Source organism: Symplocastrum torsivum, from assembly GCF_059505465.1.
The window spans coordinates 1-20,628 of sequence record NZ_JCACKQ010000063.1 but is presented as its reverse complement, the minus strand read 5'-3'; the positions used below and the strand labels follow the sequence as shown (position 1 = coordinate 20,628).

Here is a 20,628-nt window from a genome sequence, read left to right as displayed (position 1 = left end):
TCGCGAAGGAAGGTTAAGCATGAGAGAGACTAGAACCTGGCGCTCATCGGCTTCAAAAACGTTGCGAAAGCAAACAGCTTTGCACAAGGATCAAATTGAAGCCTTGCTTGATGTGGAGCTTTGTCTATTTGCTATCGAGAGGCTGGGCATACAAACTGAACTGGATACGGCAACTTCTGCATGGTTGCTCATCTCTAGTCGGTTTTACCTATTCCCAAAATTAAAGCAGTTGCTCGATACAGCAGAGGCTCATAAAACCCTGTTTAATTTAAGGCAACTGCTTCCTTACATCACGAATGAGGATATTGCAGAGCAGTTAGTCAGGGTGTACAGGCAGATTCCATCGAAGTACCGAGCCTACGAGATTGATAACTCCTATCGATTTTCCCGAAAACCCATGCCCGCAATTTGGGGTAACCGCTTTGAGCAGTTTGAGGATTTGCTGGGCAACAAGTTGAAATATCGCAATCGGACGGTTAAGTACGCTCAAGCTGGTAAGGAATATAAGTTTAAGGTTGAAGAGAACACATATAGCGTTAAAATTCCGCAAGATTTTCCCCTATACCAGGGTAAGGTCATATCGCTACATCGGGAAAACATCAAAGCTATTTCAGTTAAACGGGAGGAGATAGAGGAGGCTGCACAATTTCTAGAAAAGTGCTGTGGTGGTAACTATACGAAGCGTTTAGAGAACATAATCCTCGAACACTTCCAAGGTATGGGATTTGCAACTACTAACGAGATCGTGTTCGACGGCGTAAAGCACATGGTTGGCTTGCTTAATGCTGGCAAATCCACCTTGATTGAGATTCTAACTGTAGTACTGGCTCAAAAAGGGCATCGGGTTGGTGTCGTTTTTAGCGAGGTCGTAACCTGCCTGAGAATGGCGAGTTTGCTGGTCAAAGCTGGGTTACGGGTATCAGTCGTCATTGGACAAAGGAACCGGAGAACTCATCTTGAGAACTGGCACAACGTTGATGGTGGCTTAGATGGCTTTGAGCATTTGTCTACAGCTTGCCCTTTAAGTCAATACTTTCAGCCATCAGTTCCATCTTCACCTCCATGTTTCGATCTAAGAGAAGTCCAAGAACAGGAGAATGATGACCGAGATAATGAGGGAGCAAGAATTTGTCCTCTAATTGGACAATGCCCCAGGCACCGAGATGCTAACGAGCTGAAGAATGCAGATGTAATTCTGACAACGACAGCTGCGGCTATATTCACTCGCCCACTTCCTCACGTCAGTCCACAATCAATCACCTACTACGAACTGATGTATCGCACTTGCAGTGTTGTTTTCTTTGATGAGTGCGACAAAATTCAAGCTAATTTGGATTCGACATTTCTACCTGCTATCAAGCTAATTGAAAGAGGGAGTAACGGATTTCTTGACAAAGTAGTGACCTGGACGCGAACGCACAAGCTACGCAACTCCAGAAGCGATTTGCGACAGGTGCTTTTTGGGCAATTCAATCATGCTCTCCAAAATGCCGATACCCTTGTTGACAACATTTGCACACAGTTGCAGGTTTCACCCAACGAGAGCGAGTGGCTGGCAGATAAATTCTTCACCTGCTCCTTTCTGGCAAGACGTTTCGTTCTGGAGATTGCAAAGGCTCAGGGCATTGATACTGAATCAAATATATTTATCCTTGACAAAAGCCCTGTTTACCAGGAGTTAGCTGAGTTTCTGCTAGGCGATTGGAAAAATTCTTGGCTGGCTGAGTATGCAATGAGGCTGGTGTCGGAGAACTGGCAGGAACAGCAGGAAACGATCGCCTCAATTGAGAAGGAACTAACCAAAAAAGGCTGGCTGAAGGGGATTGATGACAAGTGGGGGTTTAGCTGTCGATTCGCATTGTTTCTCAAGCTAGTACTATTTGTGTCATTTTTCCAGCAGGCAATTAAAACAGCCTATGGTTTAGCTGAACAGGCAGATGGTGCTGATGAGATAGTTTTTTTCAATCGGATTCCCCGCGACTTCTATGGATTGATTCCAGGGCTTGCATCTGGTTTAGTTTGTGGATTTAAGCTCGAACAGCAGGAGAATCAATTAACGCTTTGGTACTTCCAGTCGCTCGGACAGGGACGTTGGCTGCTAGAAAACTTTTCCCAAGTGTTTGCGGCTGAGGGAACTCAGGGAGCACATACCCTACTGTTAAGCGGCACAAGCTGGGCTGGGCAAAGCCCTATCTACCATGTCGATCTCAAGGTCGATTACTTACTACGTCCCAAAGAACACCAAGCTGTAGAAGCGATTGCTCAAAGCAACTTTCATTTCTCGCCTTGTTACTGGCCCGATGGTAAACCCGTTCGTATCTCTGGAGTCGAGAGTAAAGAGGAATCTCTACTGCAAGTTGTGCGCTCGCTACTCCGACAAACCGATGTCTTGCAGCGTGACTTTGACGCTTTACCTGAGGGGCGAAAGCGTTTGATCTGGTACGTCAACAGCTACGAGCAGGTTGATTTTGTTCATAATGCTGTTTTGACGATTGATACCAGTAAGAACTGGAGCCATCAGGTTGCAGCCTTGACCTCCCGTTCGCCTTTGGAAGATGTTGATGAATCGTTGATTGCCCGTGGCAATATTGAAAATTTCGCCAATACCAACCGAGCCATCCTCATTGCACCCATTGCCGCAATTGGGCGCGGTAAGAATATTTTGAACGAGCAGGGGTTGAGTGCCTTTGGTGGTGCATACTTTTTGGTGCGCCCACATCCTGCCTCAGACGACCTTGACTACAAGTTTCGGTTAGCACTTTGCGAAGAAAGAAAAGCGCTCGCTCTTGAGCGCGAGGGAGGCTTGCTAAAGGCTTGCGAAACTTGGCGTAGTGAGGGGTATAGCATTTTTTTGAAAAGCCTTGATACCACTTTACGGTATTCCAACAGGGGAATGCCCAAAGAAGTCAGGGAAGGGCTGATTTGGACTCAGCTGGTGCTGACTTGGCAGGCGATCGCCCGCACAATTCGCGGTAACCAGCCAACCCTGATTCGATTTATTGATGCGGCTTGGGCACCCAATCTCGCCCTAGGTAAGCCCGAAACGGCACAAGAGTCTCTACTTAAAGGTTTTGAATACGTTCTTCGTCCTTACCTTTCTAAGAGAAAAACCGGCTACGATGCCCGCGAACTTGCGCTTGTGCGGGCACTCTACGAACCCTTCTACCGTGCTTTGGAGAAAATTGATGGTTTATAATCGCATTCAATTGATGGCTCTGCAAGTTCCCACGCACTTGGCTTTGCCGTTTAATCTGTACGCTCTGACAGTTCCACAACATTGGAAGGAGCTATTGAGCCGCTTGCAAAGACATAAGTTGGGTAAGGATTATGTTCTGCCGCCAGTTGAGGCGTTGAATCCCATCCTTCAACTATTATTTGACGACATTCTGTTCTTTCGCCGAGGGGCTTTCAGACCAAGCTCCAACGCTAGATTGCTTTATTCTAAAACCGATCAAATTTCTACCAAAGAAATTGCTGATGTATTCAAAACTTGGCTCAGAGTTTCCTTTGAAAATTCCAAGTTCCTGACTGATGATGACATAGCTCAAATTCATGCCCTTTCTGGTAATGATTTACAGTTTGAGCCAGTGTCACTTCCAGAACCAATTTGGGAAATAGTAGAGGGGGAACTGAGAATTGACCCTCTGTTCTATGATTTGATTCCCTACCTATGTGCTTCCGCTGTTGCATCAAGCCCGTTCTCTTTGGTCAACCCTTCGACTGGTGAAGTAGCTGAAGAAGTAGTCCTGTATGAGAGTGATTTGGAGGGCGAGGGGATTAACGAAGCAATTAGTTGGTTCCCCCTTCCGGTAGCTCGACAACGCAAAAAGAGGGGCAGCGATGAGAAAGAAGAAATCACTCATTACTACTCCTATTGTCTAAAATTCGCCTTGCACTACGACACGGGGGGGTATCCCTATCTCATCTGCAATGCTGGTCTTAGACGATGGATTAATTGGTCATTGGGTTATTTACCATCTGCTACAAGTGTTTGCATTAAACCGGTCAACTCAAGCCGATTTGCTGCCTGCAAGCTACAGTATATGGGCAAGGAAAAGGGAATTGAGTTTGAGAACAATTTAGTTCGGCTCTTACAAGAGCTTAACTGCCGAGAGCGCTTCACTGCCAAGGATGTGGTTGAGACCCCTTACAGAAACAGTAATCTTGCCTGGGCAGCCGTCTACAACAATAGGATGTCAACTTCCCACAATGTTAATCCGGGATTCTTTCCAGTAGATATTGCGATGTTCCAGCAGGCTTGCATTGAACGGTTTCAGCAGGTTCTTGGTACAGAGTTCTCTTTGCTGGAAGCCTACTCTCGTTGTGATAATCAGAAAGCACTTAATCGAGTCAGATCTGCCTATACCAAAGTCGAGGCATTTGTTAGATCTCATTTTGCTACTGAGACAAGTCCCCCTCCCTTTCACATCCCTTCCAATCTGAGATTAGTTCTGTTAGCGCAAAGCCAAGAAGCTAAAGATTTGATTGTTCCACTAGCCAGGAAGTATGGCATTGCGAATGTAGAAATTTACGATCTTGGGACTCTAGGTGCAGAGTTACCTGGTAAGTCATGGAAAAGTGAGTGCAGCGATCGTATTCACAAATTTCAGCAAACTCTGCCACCCTCGCCTCAGGAGCGGAAAACCTTAACTCTAGTAGAAATTTTACCCAAAGATATTTTTTGGAAAGAGCGTGAGAAAGACCCAAAGCCTTGCTTTCGACCCGCATTAGCGAGGCTGGGTAGTGTCACTGATCATTTTGAACCGAAAGCTGAGGATGACTCCAAGGATTTTCTCACTCCTGAGGCTTTGAATGCTGAGCTTGCTCGACGAGAGGACGAGAAAGAAGCACTTGAAGAGGATGGTAAATTCCTTAAAGCATCATCTCTTAAAAGCAATTTTGCACACCGCGTTGAAAATACCTTGCTAACAGGCTTGTCAATGACGGGCGCTTATATCTATCCGAACTTTGAAGCTAAGAATTTTCCTGCTAGCGTAGCGAGTGTAGGAGTTTACTTAATTCGTTTCTACATTGGCGACAAAACAGAGTACCTTCCTATGGCAGTACGCATGGATGAGACAGGTATCACTGCCAAAGCCTATGGATGTAATGACTGGTTAGACTTCGATACATTTCAGGTGGAAATGGCTGTGGGAAAAACTTTTCAGCCTATTGACTCTAAAGGAAGCAAAGCTAAGATTCAAGCCTGGGTGTTCCATAATCTGTTCCAAGAGTCCAAACAACCAACCCTATTCTGCTTTGAGGCAGACAATCTCCGTAAACAAGGATTGGATTTTCTGCAAAAGCAATACTGGCAGAAACGTACTCTTGCTTTTAACACCGACTTTAATGCCCGCGAATCTGTAACCTTCACTCCGATTTCCAAGTATCCCCATGTGCGAATAGCATCAATCATTACTCCTGATACTGGAGAAGTTCCTCTATATCGAGCCGTTGGTAAGAGTGGCGAACTGGCTGGACATACTGGAGGAGTGTTTCATCCTCCTTCACAGGGGGCTGAATGCGGTTACTACTACCTCAGTAATCAACGTCCAACTTCCCGTAGTGGCGGCATTCTACAAGAAAGCAAACTGGTGCCAATGGCTAAAACTAGAGGGAAGAATGCAGGCAAAGCAAAAAAGCCAAATCCAAAAGCTCAGGGGTATAACCCACGCGGAGTTTTTCTGAACCTAACGTTGCAAGAGGGCGACTGCTTCAGTGATTGGGCAAGTTTTGTGCAAGCTTTACGCCTCTATGGATTAATTCATTATCTTGATACAACTATTCTGCCTGCCCCCTTGCATCTTGCTGCTGGACTTGACAGTTATCGACCAATCCAAGCTATCCGAGAACCGTAACGGGCAAACAATGCAGTGTGTTGCCAAAACTGATGAAGTCGTCTCCTTCTAGTTTTTCAAGGGCAAAAAACGCTTAGATTCTGCTACCCATTGCCACGCGATCTCGTCTGGGTCTCTACTCTTAATCCACTCAGCTAAATCGGGTCTTTTCTTGGCACTGCCAAGCGTAGAACTCTTGACCATCAATCGCTGTACCATCTGGCTATGCGTTAGCGAGCTATTGACTAACTCACCCGTTGATTCATTGCCTTTCTGTGCCTGCTCCTCTTTGAAATCAGGTTGTGGCTCATCATTGGATGAGCTTGAAGGAGTTTCTCCCTCATCTGGCACTTCAGCCGTTCTTGGAGAGGGGGACGATGATTCACGGAAAAACTCCTCAGTGACAGCTTGCTGACTCTCTAAGGAGTCTAAACCTAATTCAATAAGTGAACTCTCCGGCTCACTCTTGGCACTCGGTGGCGGTTGATTTTGATTAGCTTCCGCTTCCTCAATCGGCTGTGCTTCATCTAATCCCGATTCTGAGATTAGCGCTTCGAGCTGTTTCAACAACGATTCGAGTCGAGAGCGCTTTGAGGGGTTCTCCCACACCTTTAACTTCTTTACTCGCTTAGTCGTCGCATCTATCCGAGCCGCAAATTCTCCTTGTTCGAGTGGCGGTTGAGAGGCTTTGACCCGCTCCCGGATTTGACTTAAAGAGAGAGAAGAAGTGATCGCATCTTGCAGCAAACTTTGACGCTCTTGCTCATCCTCAATCCGAGCCAGGACAGTCGCCTTTGTATAGGCAATTTGCCCCTGCCGCAAAGCCTCCAAAATATCTTCGGGCAGGTTAAGTAGAGGGAGCCGATTTCTAATAAAGGACTGCCAAGTCATCAGCCCTAGCCCTGCAAACACTTGCTCCACCGCTTCGGCTTCCGCATTAATGGTAACGTTACCATTAGATTTAGAAGAAAGCCGCTCGTTTTGCAGGCGGTACAGGACTTTCGGCACGTCCTCGACAGGACACTCAAGTTGCAAAGCGAGTAGCTGTACAATTCCTTCCGTTTCCTCAAAAGCACTGAGGTCTTCTCTCTGTAAGTTTTCAATCAAAGCCAGTTGCAGCGCTTCCCGTTCGTTGAGCGCCTTGACCACCACAGGCACTTCTGACAAGCCCACGGCTTGAGCAGCACGGTAACGTCTCTCTCCCGCAACCAACTCGTAGTTTCCCTCTGATAAGGGACGGACTAAAAGTGGCTCCAAGATACCGTGTTCCCGAACGGACTGGACGAGCTGCTCTAGCTTCTCTGGGTCAAAGTAGCGCCGGGGTTGCTGGGAGGGCAGAATAATCTGCTCAATCGCCAGACAGGGGAGGGGGAAGGGTTCTTCCCCAAACAAGTTATCCAGACCTTTGAGACGTTTAACAGGTGGCTTGCGGCTTCTCGGACTCATGGAATTTCCTCCAACATCTGGGCAATCGTTGTCAAAATGTCTACCGCTGGATGCTTAGGTGCGGATAACGCCAAAGGTAAGTGCTGCTCGGACGCATCAGCCAACGCGGTTGTCCGAGGAATGCAGGGAAAGACTATTCCTTCAACGTCTGAAAACTGGTCTTGAATTGCCTGGAGGATACGTTGGTCTTGAGAGTTGCCCTTGGCAAACATCGTGGGCAAGTACCCGGCAATCTTGAGTTGACGGTTCGCACGGGAACGCACCCGTTTAATGGTGCGAAATAGCAAGTCAGTTCCCTGGAAAGCTTTATATTGCGTCTGAATCGGAATCAAAACGTGGGTTGAGGCGACCAGGCTGATGTAGCTTAAGATGCCAAGGCTGGGCGGACAATCAATCAAAATGAATGCATACTCGTCGAGGACGGGTGCGAGCGCATCCTTCATCCGTTGCTCCCGCATGTCCGCCGTCACCAGTTCCAGTTCCGCCCCACTCAAGTTAATGTTGGCTGGAGCTAAATCAACACCGTGGATGTTGGTATGGATGGGCAGTGGTTCATCTTCGAGCAGTGCCTCGTAGAGTGTTTTCTCAATTTCTAACGGCTCTAGACCCATAAACGTCGTCAGCGAGGACTGCGGATCTAAATCAATCAACAAGACTCGATGCTCTCGCTGTGCTAAATGGTAGCCGAGGTTCATCGTCAGGGTCGTTTTCCCGACCCCGCCCGATTGATTAAATAGTGAGATGACGCGGCTCACTTGGCTGCGGCTCTTTTAGGTAACGATAAGCTAATCATAAGACCGCCGCACTCAATTAAACCCTTGCTTGAATAAGAATTACTCCTCATAGGGAACGTGCAACAATTGGATAGCTTTTCGCTTGGCGTTCTCCCCACGCAGGTCATATTTTAAGCTAGTAGCCGGATTGGAGTGTCCAGCCAAGCGGCTCACAGTTAAAACATCGGCACCGGCTTCCAGTAAGTTACTGATAAACGTGCGACGGAAGTCGTGAGGAGAAAAGGTTGCTATTCCAGCTTGCCCCCCTCGTTTGCGAAGAATCACCATCACGGCTTGGTCAGTCATACTCTTCGCCTCAATGTGACCTCCCCGTCTAATTGGATTGAGGAGAACACCTGGAGAATTCCCTCTGACCTCCAACCAAGCCTTGACGGCAGCGATCGCACCAGGAGGCAAGTACACTATACGGAACTTTCTCCCCTTCCCCTTGCGGACTTGCAAGGCACCTGTTTCGGAGTCAAAATCGGCAACTTCAAGAGCCACTGCCTCACTTCGACGGATGCCAGAGCCAGCAAGAATCGCAATCAACGCCGCATCGCGAGCACCTATCAGTGAAGGGTCATTCTTGCAAATTTTTAGGAGAGCCGCAATCTCGCTCTGTTTCAAGACTCTTCCTCTTAAGGGCGAATCTCCTCGCACGCTCTTGAGGTCTACAGCAGCATCATAATCATCGGCACTGATTAATCGCAACCGCCGTGCTTCTTTGAGTGTCCGTCGCAAAGCGCAGAGCATTCGGTTAGCTGTGGCGGGTGCGTACTGTTCCATCAGCACCGCTCGAATGGCTGCTGTATGCTGGTATCTTAACTTTGACCAATCTAGGGACAAAGCATCACATTGACCGTTTGTTAGAATACGAGCAATGACATTTAGAGCTTTACCCATCGTGCGCCGGCTACCAGAGGTTAAGCTAGCTAGATAGACGGCAGCGGGATGAGCCGTGAGCGGAGTGGGAGTGGTTAGAACCAACTCGGATTGCGTGGTTCTTTGTTCCGTCATCTCTTAGCCATACATCTTATATTCAGTAAAGAGAACTTTCCATAACCTATTGAACCAGACAACAGCCCAAGCTCACAAACTCATCAAGGGCTAGCTTCGGAGCGTTTCTATGGCATCATGAAGCCAATCCAGATAGGTCTGTTCCCGTCGTGTCACTAACTCCACCACCAATCGATGCATCTTCTGCTCACGGGAAGCAACCGGAGCCTCCAGGGATGAAGCCGCTAGCGCTTCGCACTCGGCTAACTTTTCGCGCCGTGCCTCAAGCTCTTGCTCCAGCAGTGGGATAATCGCCTCATTTGGTAAGAGGGCGGCAAAGTGAAGTTGTGCGAGTAAAGGTTCTCGTAGAATCGGTAAGGGTTGATGCGTCTGGAGCCATTGGGTTAACTCGGCTACGCCTGTGTCTGTAATTTGGTAAACCTTACGGTTGGGACGATCCTGCTGAATTTGAACAGTACAGACAATCCAACCCTGCGCCTCTAGCTTGTCTAATGTGCGATAAATCTGCGCCTGATCGGCAGGCCACAGGTGGGCAAGGCACTGGTTAAAGCACTCGGTTTTGAGGTCGTAGCCTGTCCTCTCCTGCTGCTGGAGAAGACCGAGAATGACGTGGGCAAGAGACATAAACGGTTTACCGAACTATAGGGGGGAAAAGCCCCACTCGTTATATTCATCTACTCCCATGTTAATATATGATTAATCATATATAGGACAGGACAAACTAAAGAATTGTCCAATCATCGGAGGCGATTGTATGACCGTGCCAACTCAAACACTACGAACTGTTGCCGGAATCATCAACAGCGTTGAGACGCTAGAAGGCGCAGGATTCCTGGTGCGTCGTCCTTTCCCAAAAAGCAGCTTCTCAGAGTTTGACCCGTTTCTCCTCCTCGATGAACTCGGTCCTGTTAATCTGAAACCGGGTCAGGCGAAAGGCGCACCCGACCACCCCCATCGTGGCTTTGAAACCGTTAGCTATGTCCTGGAAGGACGGTTAGAACACAAGGATTCTCAAGGACATGCCGGACTCTTAAATTCCGGCGATGTGCAGTGGATGACGGCTGGCGCAGGTGTCGTGCATTCCGAAATGCCGGAGGCAGAGTTTACCCGCCGTGGTGGACGGCTGCATGGAATTCAACTGTGGGTGAACTTGCCGCAACAAGACAAGATGATTCCACCCCGCTATCAGGAAATTCCGTCAGCTCAAATTCCCGTGGCTCAAACCGAGGATGCTTCCGTGACGGTGCGGGTCATTGCGGGAGAAGCGTTAGGGGCAAAAGCGGTGATTGAGACGCGCACACCGATTATTTATCTGCACTTGACGCTGCAACCCGGCGCAACTCTTGTTCAACCTGTGCCGAAGGAATACAACGCCTTTGCCTATGTACTAGAGGGAGCGGGCTTATTTGGGGCAGAGCTTGAGCGTGGTGATGATGGGCAAATGGTGCTCTTTGCTCAGGATGGGCCAGAGGTGACGATTGCTAACTCGGCTGATGCCGAAAAACCCCTCGACCTGCTGCTCATTGCCGGCGTACCACTCAATGAGCCTGTGGTGCGCTATGGTCCCTTTGTGATGAACACTGAAGCCGAAATTCTGCAAGCGATTGAAGACTACCGCAATGGAAGGATGGGACGTATCCATGATTAACATACTTCAACAACGCATCGCTCAACATCAATTACTCAGCGAGTTACGAATTAAATTGCTACGTCTGCACAAACTTTTGCTGGATACAGAGCGTTTAATATATGAACAAGTCCGAGGACAGGTTTCCAGAGGTGAATTGCTGCAACTGGTAATCAATCACGACCAATTTGCCTGGTTACATCGACTCTCAGAACTGATTGTGCAAATTGATGATTTGCTACAGGCATCGGAACCTGTGACCTCAGAGGTGATTGCTGCTCTGGTGAGTGATGTTCGTATCCTGCTGACCCCAGATGAATTAGGGGATGATTTCGCGATGAAGTATGATGCAGCGTTTCAACGCCATCCTGATGTGGTGTTAGCTCATGCCGATGTCGTGACGCTGCTGGCGACTGAGCATCAGCAATAAGTTAGTCGGTTCGTGTCGGTTCAATTGAATCGGCCCGAACAATTTCTTTGTGCGGTACAACTTTGTACTGACACAGCGTAAGGTAGCCCGGTTGAGGCAACAAATGTCGGAAAATTACGGATTGGCGACAAGCTCAAACAATCTTCCACCCCTACAGCTCTACGTGAGCATTTCCCAAAAGTTGCAGAGTTTCAGAGGAAACTTTATGAACTGCTTTTCGCAGTTCAGCAACAACTGGTCCACCAGCATTGTTTTCCTGAGCTTGCTTTCTTTCTGTTAGTATCTTTTGAAGCGTTGCCTCATCTAAATGCTTTTTCATCGATTCGACCCATTGCTCTAACTCTCTCTGATCTTCCTGTGTTCCTGTACCAAGTACACGAATAGCTTCTGCAAGCTCAAGGAGGCTTTTTCCTTCCATGCAAGCTACCTTTTTTACCGCTGTTCTTTTACCAGTAGGTCTAGCGCTCGTGATGCTAGGCATGGGGTTAACCCTTCTACCAGAAGACTTTCAACGAGTGACCCGCTATCCTAAAGCGGTGGCTGTTGGTTTAGTCAGCCAATTGGTTTTTCTCCCCATCATTGCCTTTCTAGTCGCTTCAATCGTGCCCATGCGACCAGAAATGGCGGTGGGATTAATGGTGCTAGCACTCTGTCCAGGCGGTCCTTCTTCAAATATGATTACTTATTTGGCGAAAGGAGATGTTGCCCTTTCTGTGACTCTAACGGCTTTGAGTAGTGCCATTACCGTATTCACAATTCCCATATTCGCAAATTTGTCACTGCAATACTTTGCTGGTCAAAGTGCGGCGATCGCCTTACCCGTTGGGCAAACCATGCTGCAAATTTTCGCGATCGCGCTGGTGCCAGTTGGTCTGGGAATGTTGATTCGGCAACAGTTTCCTAATTTAGCCCGCCGACTAGAGAAGGTTGCAAACCGTCTTGCCATTGGCTTCCTCGCTTTGATTATCCTGGCAATCATCATTCATGAGTGGAATCGCCTCCCCACTTTTATTGCCCAAGTTGGGATTGGGGTAGTTCTGCTCAATGTGATCTCAATGGCGAGCGGATTTGGGTTGGGTAAGTTGTTGAACCTAAAATTTCCTCAGCAGATTTGTATCGCGATCGAGGTGGGAATTCAAAATGCGACGCTGGCGATCGCCATTACTGCCGGATTGTTAAATAATCCCGATCTGGCGATTCCTGCTGCCATTTACAGCTTATTTGCATACGCCACTGCCCTTCTTACCATTTTCTACGGCAGAAGAACTGCTACTAGGATTTATCAGGAAGAGAAATCATGAGTAAATCATCTAACCGTTGATTCAATCCTTTCAAGTTTGATTTCCGATTTACCTAAAATTTTAATCGTTAGCGGAATGACCCCAAAGCAAGTTCGCTATGGGTGCATCCCTTGCGTTGCAAATTGCCCACAGACTCTTATGTCTGGGGCTATACAAACAAAACCCGCCTACGCAGGTTTTAAGACAGTCCGCACAGGCGGACTTCGGTTTTGTAGCCGCGATTTCTAAGAAGCTGTTGGCGAATTAGTGGAGGGTCAAGGGCGTAGCGAAGCGTCCCTTGACGAGTCTGTAGAACGAACTACACTCGTAGAGCCGAGGGGATTAGGGTACCTATGAGGGTACTTTTTGAAAAGATTTTAGGATTTCGAGCTTTCTTCAGGGTAGTAAGGATTATCTTACCCAGCATCCCTTGTTGAAAGAATTTTAAGTATTTGAAATACTTGCGTAAACCTTGGAATGCGGGTGGATAGGTTAATACAGCTCACTGTAAAGCTGAGCTTCTACACAATGACAACTGCGAAAGAGATGAATCCTGAGTTAGTTCGAGCTTGCACTCCCGTATTTTTGGCAACTATTGGTGGAGTAATTGGTCTTGCTGCTGTACTGTGTCCTCTTAGTGACGGTCAACGTTCTTCTGGTATGGGTTTAGCTGGAACAGCGATCGCGGGTGCTGCGGGTCTTGCCCAAAATACTAAGAATGAAGCCAACATCACCGGAAAAAATGCAGAGGTTCGTGTTGATAACACAAAGCAACCGACACACGAAAACGTTTAGGTCATCAGACCTGTAGTGTATATTTCGTACACTACAGGATCAGCGAATTGCACTGTATGAAATCTACACGTCAACCAAGTTTTTCTAGACAAACAACGTCTGGCAGTAGTTATAACGAAAGAAGCAATAGTTATAACTACACTAAACTCTTGAGACAAAACCACGATCACAAAAAAAACAAGAGAGTCACGTTGTGCGGCTCTCTCAGTCATCAGGGTGCATCTACTAACCTTATTATTACCCTTGGGGGGTGAGGGGTGTCACCCCCTATCTATGAAGAATTGATAAAGTGTGAACAGGCGATCGCCCCTTATGAATCTTCTCTGGAAGCACTTAGATGAAGTTTTAAAGGAGCCAATATATTTGAGAATTAATTCAAGTATCTGTGCCACAACTTCACGAGCGCGTCGCCTCGTGAGGCTCGGCGACAACCTTGAGCTTAGGCTTAGGCTTAGGCTTAGGCTTAGGCTTAGAGGTAGCACCAGGTTGTTGGGCAGCGTTGTTGTCTGAAACTGGCGAAGACGAGTGTTTCCGAGCTTTTGAAGCCGCAAGTTTTGTCCTGGCGGCATCAGCTTTATCCTTCGAGCCAGCTTTTAGGTAATTAGGCGGCGACTCACTAGGGGTTCCTAAAAGCTCGACAAACTCAAAGTTGTCGTTGGCGCTGTTGAACCGTGCCTTGAGCTGCACAAAAGACGCTTTGCCCTGAGTCTCTTTATCCAGGTTTTTGTTGAACCGGAATGGAGGCACAGGGGCATCTCGCCAGAGTACCGGAATGTGAGATGCCTTCATGAAGTTTACTTTTTTGTCCAAGGGTGCCGATTTGATGTACTCAAGCCGTTGCTTATCAAAGTTTTTAAATACTGAGATGCAAGGTACCCGACAAACCGGAATGAACTGCCATAAACCACAGATTTTGAACTCGTTTTCTTCCAGAACACTCTCAATTCCCTCTCCAGACACCGAGTGACCGACAAACCCTGCCAGTTGGAAGGCTAGGCGGTAGGGCTGTTTTCCTCCAGGGAAGTGAGTAATCCTGGGATAGACGATTAACTTTTGCTGGGTAATCCCGGTACAAGTGATCTCTTTTTTAAGCGCCTCATAAGCCCTCTTATGTGTGCTGGAATAATAGAGTGCATACAACTTTTCCCCGATTGTCACAAAAGTTTTGTCCCCCTCGCTGGTTATCTCACCGCAGATTATGCCAACCGCTTGAAATAAGACCGCCGAAGCGGGGTCAGAGGCGATGGAGTCGGGCACTGGCTCTGGGTTCTGTTCTGGGGAAGATGTAAGCGCCTCTGAAACGGGGGGCGAAGTGGGAACGGAAGAAGATGCAGGAGCAAGGTCATCCACTGGCTTGGGTGCCACTGCCTCTGAGGCAGATGTCGCCTCGATTTCCGGCTTTTCAATCGATACCGCTGTTGGTTGTTCCTGTGACGGCTCGACTGGGGAAGCTGAACGCTTCAGTGCAATAATATTCAATCCCTTGACTGGGGGTGTTACTTGTTGTTGCGGGCGTTTCTTTTTCATGATGGTGGTTCAACACAGGATGCCTATCTCAGCCTAAACACTTAGCTGGAGCAAATGGCAATCTCAGCTAAACCGAGTGCGTCCAATCCGGGTAGCAACCATGGCAATTAAAGGACTATGAGCGATTACCTGAAATGAGTGAAGCGGCAATTTATCCAGTGATGACTCAAAGGGGGGCATTCCGGGCGATCGCATACAGAGGAGACCCGACCTACTACCCTAGTTGATACAGTGAGGCTTTGTCGAACACTGGAATCTCTATGTCCCAGGTATTACTCCCCCCATCGCTCCATCCCAACCTACCCCTCACCGCTCTTGCACCCATGCAGGATGTGACAAACCATTGGTTTATGAAGGTCATTGCCCATTACGGCAGTCCTGACTACTTCTTCACCGAGTACTTCCGCGTCAATGATACCTCACGGCTCAATCGTAGCATTCTGGCATCCATCACTGAAAACGACACAGGTCGTCCCATTTTTGCTCAAATGATTGGCGAAAGCATTCCCGACTTAGTCAGAACAGCGATTGATCTGTGCAACTATAATATCGCTGGAGTTGACTTGAACATGGGCTGTCCCGCACCGAGAATCTATCGCAAAAATGTTGGCGGTGGATTGCTACTCTCACCCGAAAAAGTAGATCGGATTTTGAGAGAACTGCGGCAAGCTGTCAATGATCGACCTTTAACTGTCAAGATGCGTATAGGCTTTGAAAATACAGATACCTTCTACTTGATTCTCGATCTAATTAATCGCCACAGCATTGATTTGCTCTCTTTGCATGGTCGCACGGTGAAAGATATGTACCACGGGGCAGTGAAATATGATTTGATTGCTGAAGCGGTCAAACGGGTTCATTGTCCAGTGCTTGCCAATGGCAATATCCACTCGGCGACAACAGCCCTAGATGTGCTTTCTCAAACAGGCGCGGCGGGAGTGATGGTGGGACGTTGGGCGATCGGGAATCCTTGGCTTTTTAATCAAATTCGGCAGGCTTTGCGAGGAGAGCCGATCACGCCCGTTCCTTTAGTCGAGGTACGCCACTATATTGAGCGTTTATGGCAAACCCCCACGGCAGCAACCATGCCAGTACGATCGCGCGTCGGCTATCTCAAAATGTTCCTCAACTACATTGCCCTGAATGTTGATGCTGAAGGAGATTTCTTGCGGCGGATGCGACAGACGCAGACTGAGGTAGAACTGCTTAACCTCTGTGATCGTGTTTTCCTTGATGATCTAACGAAAAATTACGCCCTTGCACCCTCATTGAGCCTCTAACTAGAGTTCAATTTCTTGCGAGCCGGATTTCTTTGATAGTCAGAGAATTAATTCTCAGCTAGTAGAGTTTCCATTTGCCTCAACAACTTTTCTAATCTTTTCTGTTTTTTCGGGTTTGCAGAGTGCCGACGGAGGAATGTACTGAGAAGGATGGAATGTTAGTAAAAACTTTAGAATATCAAGAATGGTGATACATCATTACTATGAATGATTCAACACTTTTGGCTTATGTAGAGACTGTTATAGCCTCTAGTGAGATAGCTTTTCAAGAGGTTGCCGATCAGGGGGTAATGAGGATTCTCTTAGTAGGGAATTTCCACGAGTAACACTTTTTTTTATCAGGGATAGTAGTTAGTGGAAATCTTGTAAGTCCTAGAGAATATTACAGACGGCTGCGTCAAGTAATTGAATCAAATCCGTCAGATCGGTCACTTTGTTCCTTCATTCAAAAAAGAGAGGATAAGTTGTGCATCATACTCATTGTTGGTTTCCAATTGCTTACCTTCGCGCACAGCAACGATATTGCCTTGTGCATCCAAGATTATTAGTGTCGGAATCCAAGAAAAACTGGGTAACTTGTTGAAAAATTCCCAGTTTGGGTTCTCTCGATCGTTGTTCACCCTAATGAAAACAAACTTCTCTTCGATAACCTGCTTGACTGCTGGCTGCTCACTATAAAAAGCATCTAAGCGCTTAGCATCCTTACACCAGTTACCGCCAATCTGCATCAAAATGGGCTTTCCTTCTGCATTTGCCTTTTTAAGAGCCGTATCCACTTGCTCGTGCGGATCAATAGCTTCGTCATATATGAAAACCGAAGACGATGGACTATTAGGCACCTTTGCTTCACAGGCGACTACACTACCAGCCAAGATCAGCAATCCAAAAAGTAGAGTAATTTGCTTCAGCATTAAGTCCTCCATTGTTGCGTTAAACTAAGCATGAATGTCGCCACCGATACTTTGAGAACTTGTTTAACTCTCCCTATTGAGTTATCTGGGCTAGTCCGAGAAGTTATGCAACTATTACAGAACTTTATAAGTTGGAAAAACCAGCCAAGTCGCAACAGCATCTCCGAACTGGCTCTACTCTGAGCACTGTGGGTTATCTTTCCAGGATTACAGCAAGTGCAATAGGATATCACCTGGCAAAAAGTGAGCGCATTTCTGGTAGGAGTGGAGTTATCGGATCTCAATCATCTATTGCTGGATGGTCTGCTCATACTTCTACCAGATGGGATTAAGCAAAGACTCAAGTAAATCCAGTTATACGCCTAATCGGATGAACGAAAACTCACTGAAGAATTTGAAGTTAGGTGTGTTGGCTCGAAAGAAAGGTAAGGTAAAACTCAATCTCACGGTCATACCAGAAGTACCTTGTACCCAATCCGAGGTTATTGTTAAGCCATGCTGGCGGCTAAAGTACCAACACTATTATCAATATGACTAGAAAAAAACTGTTTAACAGTAGTACTGACCACCTAACAGCAGAACGATATGGGACTGCCGTTCCCCTCGGCGAGCCAACTTTCGAGACTCAAGTCACATGTCAACTGTTGAATAGACGTAGCCACCGAGATTTTCGTAACGACAGAGTTTGTGAGTCCACCCTTACTTATTTGTTGGCTTGTGCTCAATCGGCTCCCTCGAAATCGGATCTACAGCAATATTCGATCATTGTCGTGGAGGAAAAAGAACTCAAAGCTCAAATTAGTCAACTACCTGGTATGGACGATTGGGTTGATAAGGCCCCACATCTTCTCGTGTTTTGTGCCGACTTACGTCGTGGGTGGCGAATTACGGAAAGTAAAGGACTGGTTAATGAGAACAACACTCTCGATATGCTGGTCAACGCGACTGGGGATGCAGCAATCGCCATGATGTCCTTGATTGTTGCCGCCGAATCACTTGGACTAGGGTGTTGCCCAATCAGTGTTGTGAGAAATCAGATCGAGCAAGTATCGGCTTGGCTGAAACTCCCAACAGGTGTTTACCCATTTGCTGGATTAGGATTGGGTTATCCAGCCGACGAAGGCAAGACAACGATTCGTCTCCCACAATCGGTGGTGGTTCATCGAAATCACTACGATGATTCCCATCTCCTAGAACAGTTGCATACTTATGACGACACTCGTCATGGTCTCACACCAATTCCCACTGAAAAACAGCTTCACCCTGAGCGATATGGTATTCAACCGAATCTCAAGTGGACGGATAATGTAGCTCGTCGTTTATCTGTCCGAGAACGTAGAACCTTTCGAGCTTTTCTGGAGCAGCAAAACTTAGCCCTCGAATAACGAGTTAAATGTGGAACCGCTTATTTCCACTTCCCTGTAGAGTGTTTCGTTCTTCTGTGCCGATTATTTCTTCTTTATTCAATTGAGCAACATCTTCTCTTCCTGGCATCAAAGATTGAAGCACATATAGTAAGGAATGCAAGTACATCGCCCAGCTTCACCTTGATCTAACTTCTTTAAGTTTTTCGCTGGAACCTCACCCTTACGTAAGGCTCGACTTGTTCTTCCTCTAAAACGGATTCGGTCATCTCCAACGTGCTGTCGTCAACAAAAGTAAAGGTTAGGCGCATCTTTTGCTCCTCGCCGTCTTCCTCCAGTACTAGTTGGTTTGGGTTGCTGTGCCCTGTATGCCTACGTACTGGACGTTGTCCGTTGTTAAATTCCCACCATTCATAACATCTGTGCGAGGGATTATACCAAATATATCCTTCTCCTTCGTAGTTATCTCCCGCTATTGCCCTGTAGAAGAAGCGCACAAATCGCTGGTTCAACGCCCACTCGAACTGCATCAAATCACGAATCTCACGGTTATTCGACTTCCCTTCGCCCTCCCATTGCCCGACTAGGCGTTCAAGAAACCCAGTTTTTGTCATTTCTGGGTTTTCGTTTGACTGTCCTTGAGCCGGTTGTAAAGACATACTGTTTATCTAGGCGAATCGGATGAGTTTAGTATATAAAACTACTAATGCCATACCCTTGACTAGTTGCAGTTATGCGATCACTTGACGGGAACCACCACTTTTAATTGCACTCCTCAGTTTCTGAATCTCATTCCTCAAACCAATAGTCGTTCAGATCACAGATAGGCTGATAACCAATCGCTTGGTAAATATGATTAGAAGTTGGATTCGCCAAGTCCGTAAGCAAAAAGCAATACCTCAGTCCTTGAGCGAGTAGAGTTTGACTCAGAGCTGCAACACAGGAACTGGCGTAACCTTGGCGACGATAGTTAGGCGGGGTATACACAAAATTAACCCGAATTCCATTGGGAGTTGCCCCACTGTAGCCTGCCGCCGCAACCGGAACCTGATCTTGCCAAAGAGATAAGGCACCCTTACTGAGATAACGCTCAATAATTTGTTCAGCCTCATCATACTCAATTGTCTTGTTCAGGGCTTCTTGAATAAATGCTTGAGACCAATCAATTAATACATTACGGTCTGCTTGAGTAGCTTGTCGAAAATAGCCGTTGGCTTTACGCAGAGGCTGTACAGTTTCAAGCTGATAAACACGCATTTGCATACCCTGGCGATAAGACTGACCTGCAATGGCTTGCCAGGCTTGGGCAAATGCTAGCGCCTCATCCACTAGACCAACGACGCCAGCTATAGAGGCTTGCTGTGCCTGAAGGTCTTGTGCAACTGCGTTGAGTGCCTGAGGATGCAAAGATCGAGATAAAACAAGCTTGCGTGACGGGGTCAGAAGTGCAACGACGAGTATGCGACTATCTTCCTCCACCGTCACCAAATAGGGAGAATTGATCAACCGTTCCGGCTGGTTTATCAACCCGTCAATCACCCCGAATATCAGATTATGGTGTGCTTCATGTTGAAGTAAATCACTCTTTACGTGTTCGTAATACTGATTGACATCTTCAAAGTGATTAAGGTTCATCCTGTTTCTGCCCATGAAACTTTGCCTAAAGTAAACAACAACTGAATCTCAGCCAAAGAATTTTACGTGTCTTGTCAGAAATACCTATAGAAATTTAACGAAAGCAATAGTGAGTGCTGCTTAAACATTCAAACTTAGGTGTCATAAGCTGGAAGGTTTGGGTAAAAGACCAACGGAGCTATGAGCAGTCAGCCCACTTCCCAGGACACTGCCCAAATTACTTAAGTTAGAAAGTCTGATTCTGGCTCTACCAAGTCCTCACTCGCAACAAGCAGGAATATTCTCGAAGTGCGCGAGCGCGTTATGGATGTCCAATCCTGTTACACAAACGTCCCGTTGTGTAGCAAAAAACGACCATTTTTTGATACTGTCTCTACCTGGCTCTCGACTACCCCTTTCCGGCTGAAAATCTGTACCAACAACTCGTAACTTTATCTATGTCCCTAAAACCCCATCTTTCTATCTTTTTGGGACGTTGTAGGCATCAGACCCTTATCAAAAATATTTCTTAAGACTCCGCCTAAAGAGCATTAGCGTAGTAACAAATTTGTTACTACAGTTGAGCAACTGATAATCTTTGTTTCCATAATCTATTCAATCAGACAACTGCCCTAGCTGGTCTAAAGTAGAGCGCTTTTTGCTTTGTATCTTTTTCAGGAAATAGATACATTACTCGCTGCGGCTCGCCAGTTGGGTCACCTTAGTT

18 protein-coding genes are annotated in these 20,628 nt (G+C 47.0%); 8 read left to right on the top strand and 10 right to left on the bottom strand.

All coding sequences use genetic code 11. The features are described from left to right. Positions 1-19: 19 nt before the first annotated feature. On the top strand, positions 20-3,196 hold the full coding sequence (locus tag AC5JL3_RS19445) for a pPIWI_RE_Z domain-containing protein (RefSeq protein WP_496076033.1): 3,177 nt from the start codon (positions 20-22) through the stop codon (positions 3,194-3,196). Beyond that, positions 3,186-5,858, top strand: coding sequence for a pPIWI_RE module domain-containing protein (locus AC5JL3_RS19440; protein WP_496076032.1), 2,673 nt, complete (start codon positions 3,186-3,188; stop codon positions 5,856-5,858). Before AC5JL3_RS19445 ends, AC5JL3_RS19440 begins: the two co-directional genes overlap by 11 nt. Positions 5,859-5,906: 48 nt before the next feature. Here AC5JL3_RS19440 and AC5JL3_RS19435 read toward each other — a convergent pair whose 3' ends face one another. The 4 genes from AC5JL3_RS19435 to AC5JL3_RS19420 all read right to left on the bottom strand — a co-directional run bounded on the left by AC5JL3_RS19435 (position 5,907) and on the right by AC5JL3_RS19420 (position 9,697). Then, entirely contained in the window at positions 5,907-7,283 is a 1,377-nt protein-coding gene (locus AC5JL3_RS19435; protein ID WP_496076031.1) for a ParB/RepB/Spo0J family partition protein, read from the bottom strand. Continuing rightward, positions 7,280-8,038, bottom strand: a complete 759-nt coding sequence (locus AC5JL3_RS19430; protein WP_496076030.1) for a ParA family protein — start codon at positions 8,036-8,038, stop codon at positions 7,280-7,282. Before AC5JL3_RS19430 ends, AC5JL3_RS19435 begins: the two co-directional genes overlap by 4 nt. Positions 8,039-8,116: 78 nt before the next feature. Beyond that, positions 8,117-9,073 (bottom strand): tyrosine-type recombinase/integrase, encoded by a 957-nt coding sequence (locus tag AC5JL3_RS19425; protein WP_496076029.1) that lies wholly within the window; start codon positions 9,071-9,073, stop codon positions 8,117-8,119. Between the two features lie 90 nt (positions 9,074-9,163). Further along, complete coding sequence (locus AC5JL3_RS19420; protein WP_496076028.1) at positions 9,164-9,697, bottom strand: PadR family transcriptional regulator; 534 nt, start codon at positions 9,695-9,697, stop codon at positions 9,164-9,166. Between the two features lie 130 nt (positions 9,698-9,827). Between AC5JL3_RS19420 and AC5JL3_RS19415 the strand changes: the two genes are divergently transcribed. Beyond that, positions 9,828-10,721, top strand: coding sequence for a pirin family protein (locus AC5JL3_RS19415; protein ID WP_496076027.1), 894 nt, complete (start codon positions 9,828-9,830; stop codon positions 10,719-10,721). Then, complete coding sequence (locus AC5JL3_RS19410) at positions 10,714-11,130, top strand: hypothetical protein (protein WP_496076026.1); 417 nt, start codon at positions 10,714-10,716, stop codon at positions 11,128-11,130. Before AC5JL3_RS19415 ends, AC5JL3_RS19410 begins: the two co-directional genes overlap by 8 nt. Before the next feature lie 151 nt (positions 11,131-11,281). On the opposite strand, the gene AC5JL3_RS19405 is transcribed toward AC5JL3_RS19410, so the two are convergent. After that, the gene (locus AC5JL3_RS19405; protein ID WP_496076025.1) at positions 11,282-11,548 is read right to left on the bottom strand and encodes a hypothetical protein; all 267 of its coding nucleotides are present in this window, start codon (positions 11,546-11,548) and stop codon (positions 11,282-11,284) included. Between AC5JL3_RS19405 and AC5JL3_RS19400 the strand changes: the two genes are divergently transcribed. Together AC5JL3_RS19400 and AC5JL3_RS19395 are read left to right on the top strand one after the other, a co-directional pair. Further along, positions 11,547-12,431: a bile acid:sodium symporter family protein gene (locus AC5JL3_RS19400; RefSeq protein WP_496076024.1), complete on the top strand. Its 885-nt coding sequence runs from the start codon at positions 11,547-11,549 to the stop codon at positions 12,429-12,431. The two genes, AC5JL3_RS19405 and AC5JL3_RS19400, sit on opposite strands and share 2 nt — an antisense overlap. 507 nt (positions 12,432-12,938) lie before the next feature. Then, entirely contained in the window at positions 12,939-13,205 is a 267-nt protein-coding gene (locus AC5JL3_RS19395; RefSeq protein WP_496076023.1) for a hypothetical protein, read from the top strand. Positions 13,206-13,601: 396 nt separating this feature from the next. Here AC5JL3_RS19395 and AC5JL3_RS19390 read toward each other — a convergent pair whose 3' ends face one another. Next, complete coding sequence (locus tag AC5JL3_RS19390) at positions 13,602-14,732, bottom strand: hypothetical protein (protein ID WP_496076022.1); 1,131 nt, start codon at positions 14,730-14,732, stop codon at positions 13,602-13,604. Between the two features lie 260 nt (positions 14,733-14,992). Between AC5JL3_RS19390 and AC5JL3_RS19385 the strand changes: the two genes are divergently transcribed. Next, positions 14,993-16,012, top strand: coding sequence for a tRNA dihydrouridine synthase (locus AC5JL3_RS19385; RefSeq protein WP_496076021.1), 1,020 nt, complete (start codon positions 14,993-14,995; stop codon positions 16,010-16,012). 428 nt (positions 16,013-16,440) lie between these two features. On the opposite strand, the gene AC5JL3_RS19380 is transcribed toward AC5JL3_RS19385, so the two are convergent. Then, positions 16,441-16,923 carry a thioredoxin family protein gene (locus AC5JL3_RS19380; protein ID WP_496076020.1) on the bottom strand — a complete coding sequence of 161 codons (483 nt, stop codon included), beginning with the start codon at positions 16,921-16,923 and terminating at the stop codon, positions 16,441-16,443. 530 nt (positions 16,924-17,453) lie between these two features. Here AC5JL3_RS19380 and AC5JL3_RS19375 point away from each other — a divergent pair. Further along, positions 17,454-18,308, top strand: a complete 855-nt coding sequence (locus tag AC5JL3_RS19375; protein WP_496076019.1) for a nitroreductase family protein — start codon at positions 17,454-17,456, stop codon at positions 18,306-18,308. 4 nt (positions 18,309-18,312) lie between these two features. Here AC5JL3_RS19375 and AC5JL3_RS19370 read toward each other — a convergent pair whose 3' ends face one another. From AC5JL3_RS19370 to AC5JL3_RS19360, 3 genes are all read right to left on the bottom strand, one after another. Then, a complete protein-coding gene (locus tag AC5JL3_RS19370) occupies positions 18,313-18,456 on the bottom strand; it encodes a hypothetical protein (RefSeq protein ID WP_496076018.1) in 144 nt (47 codons plus the stop codon). 28 nt (positions 18,457-18,484) lie between these two features. After that, the gene (locus tag AC5JL3_RS19365; protein WP_496076017.1) at positions 18,485-18,946 is read right to left on the bottom strand and encodes a hypothetical protein; all 462 of its coding nucleotides are present in this window, start codon (positions 18,944-18,946) and stop codon (positions 18,485-18,487) included. Between the two features lie 130 nt (positions 18,947-19,076). Continuing rightward, positions 19,077-19,937 (bottom strand): GNAT family N-acetyltransferase, encoded by an 861-nt coding sequence (locus AC5JL3_RS19360; RefSeq protein WP_496076016.1) that lies wholly within the window; start codon positions 19,935-19,937, stop codon positions 19,077-19,079. Positions 19,938-20,628: the final 691 nt, after the last annotated feature.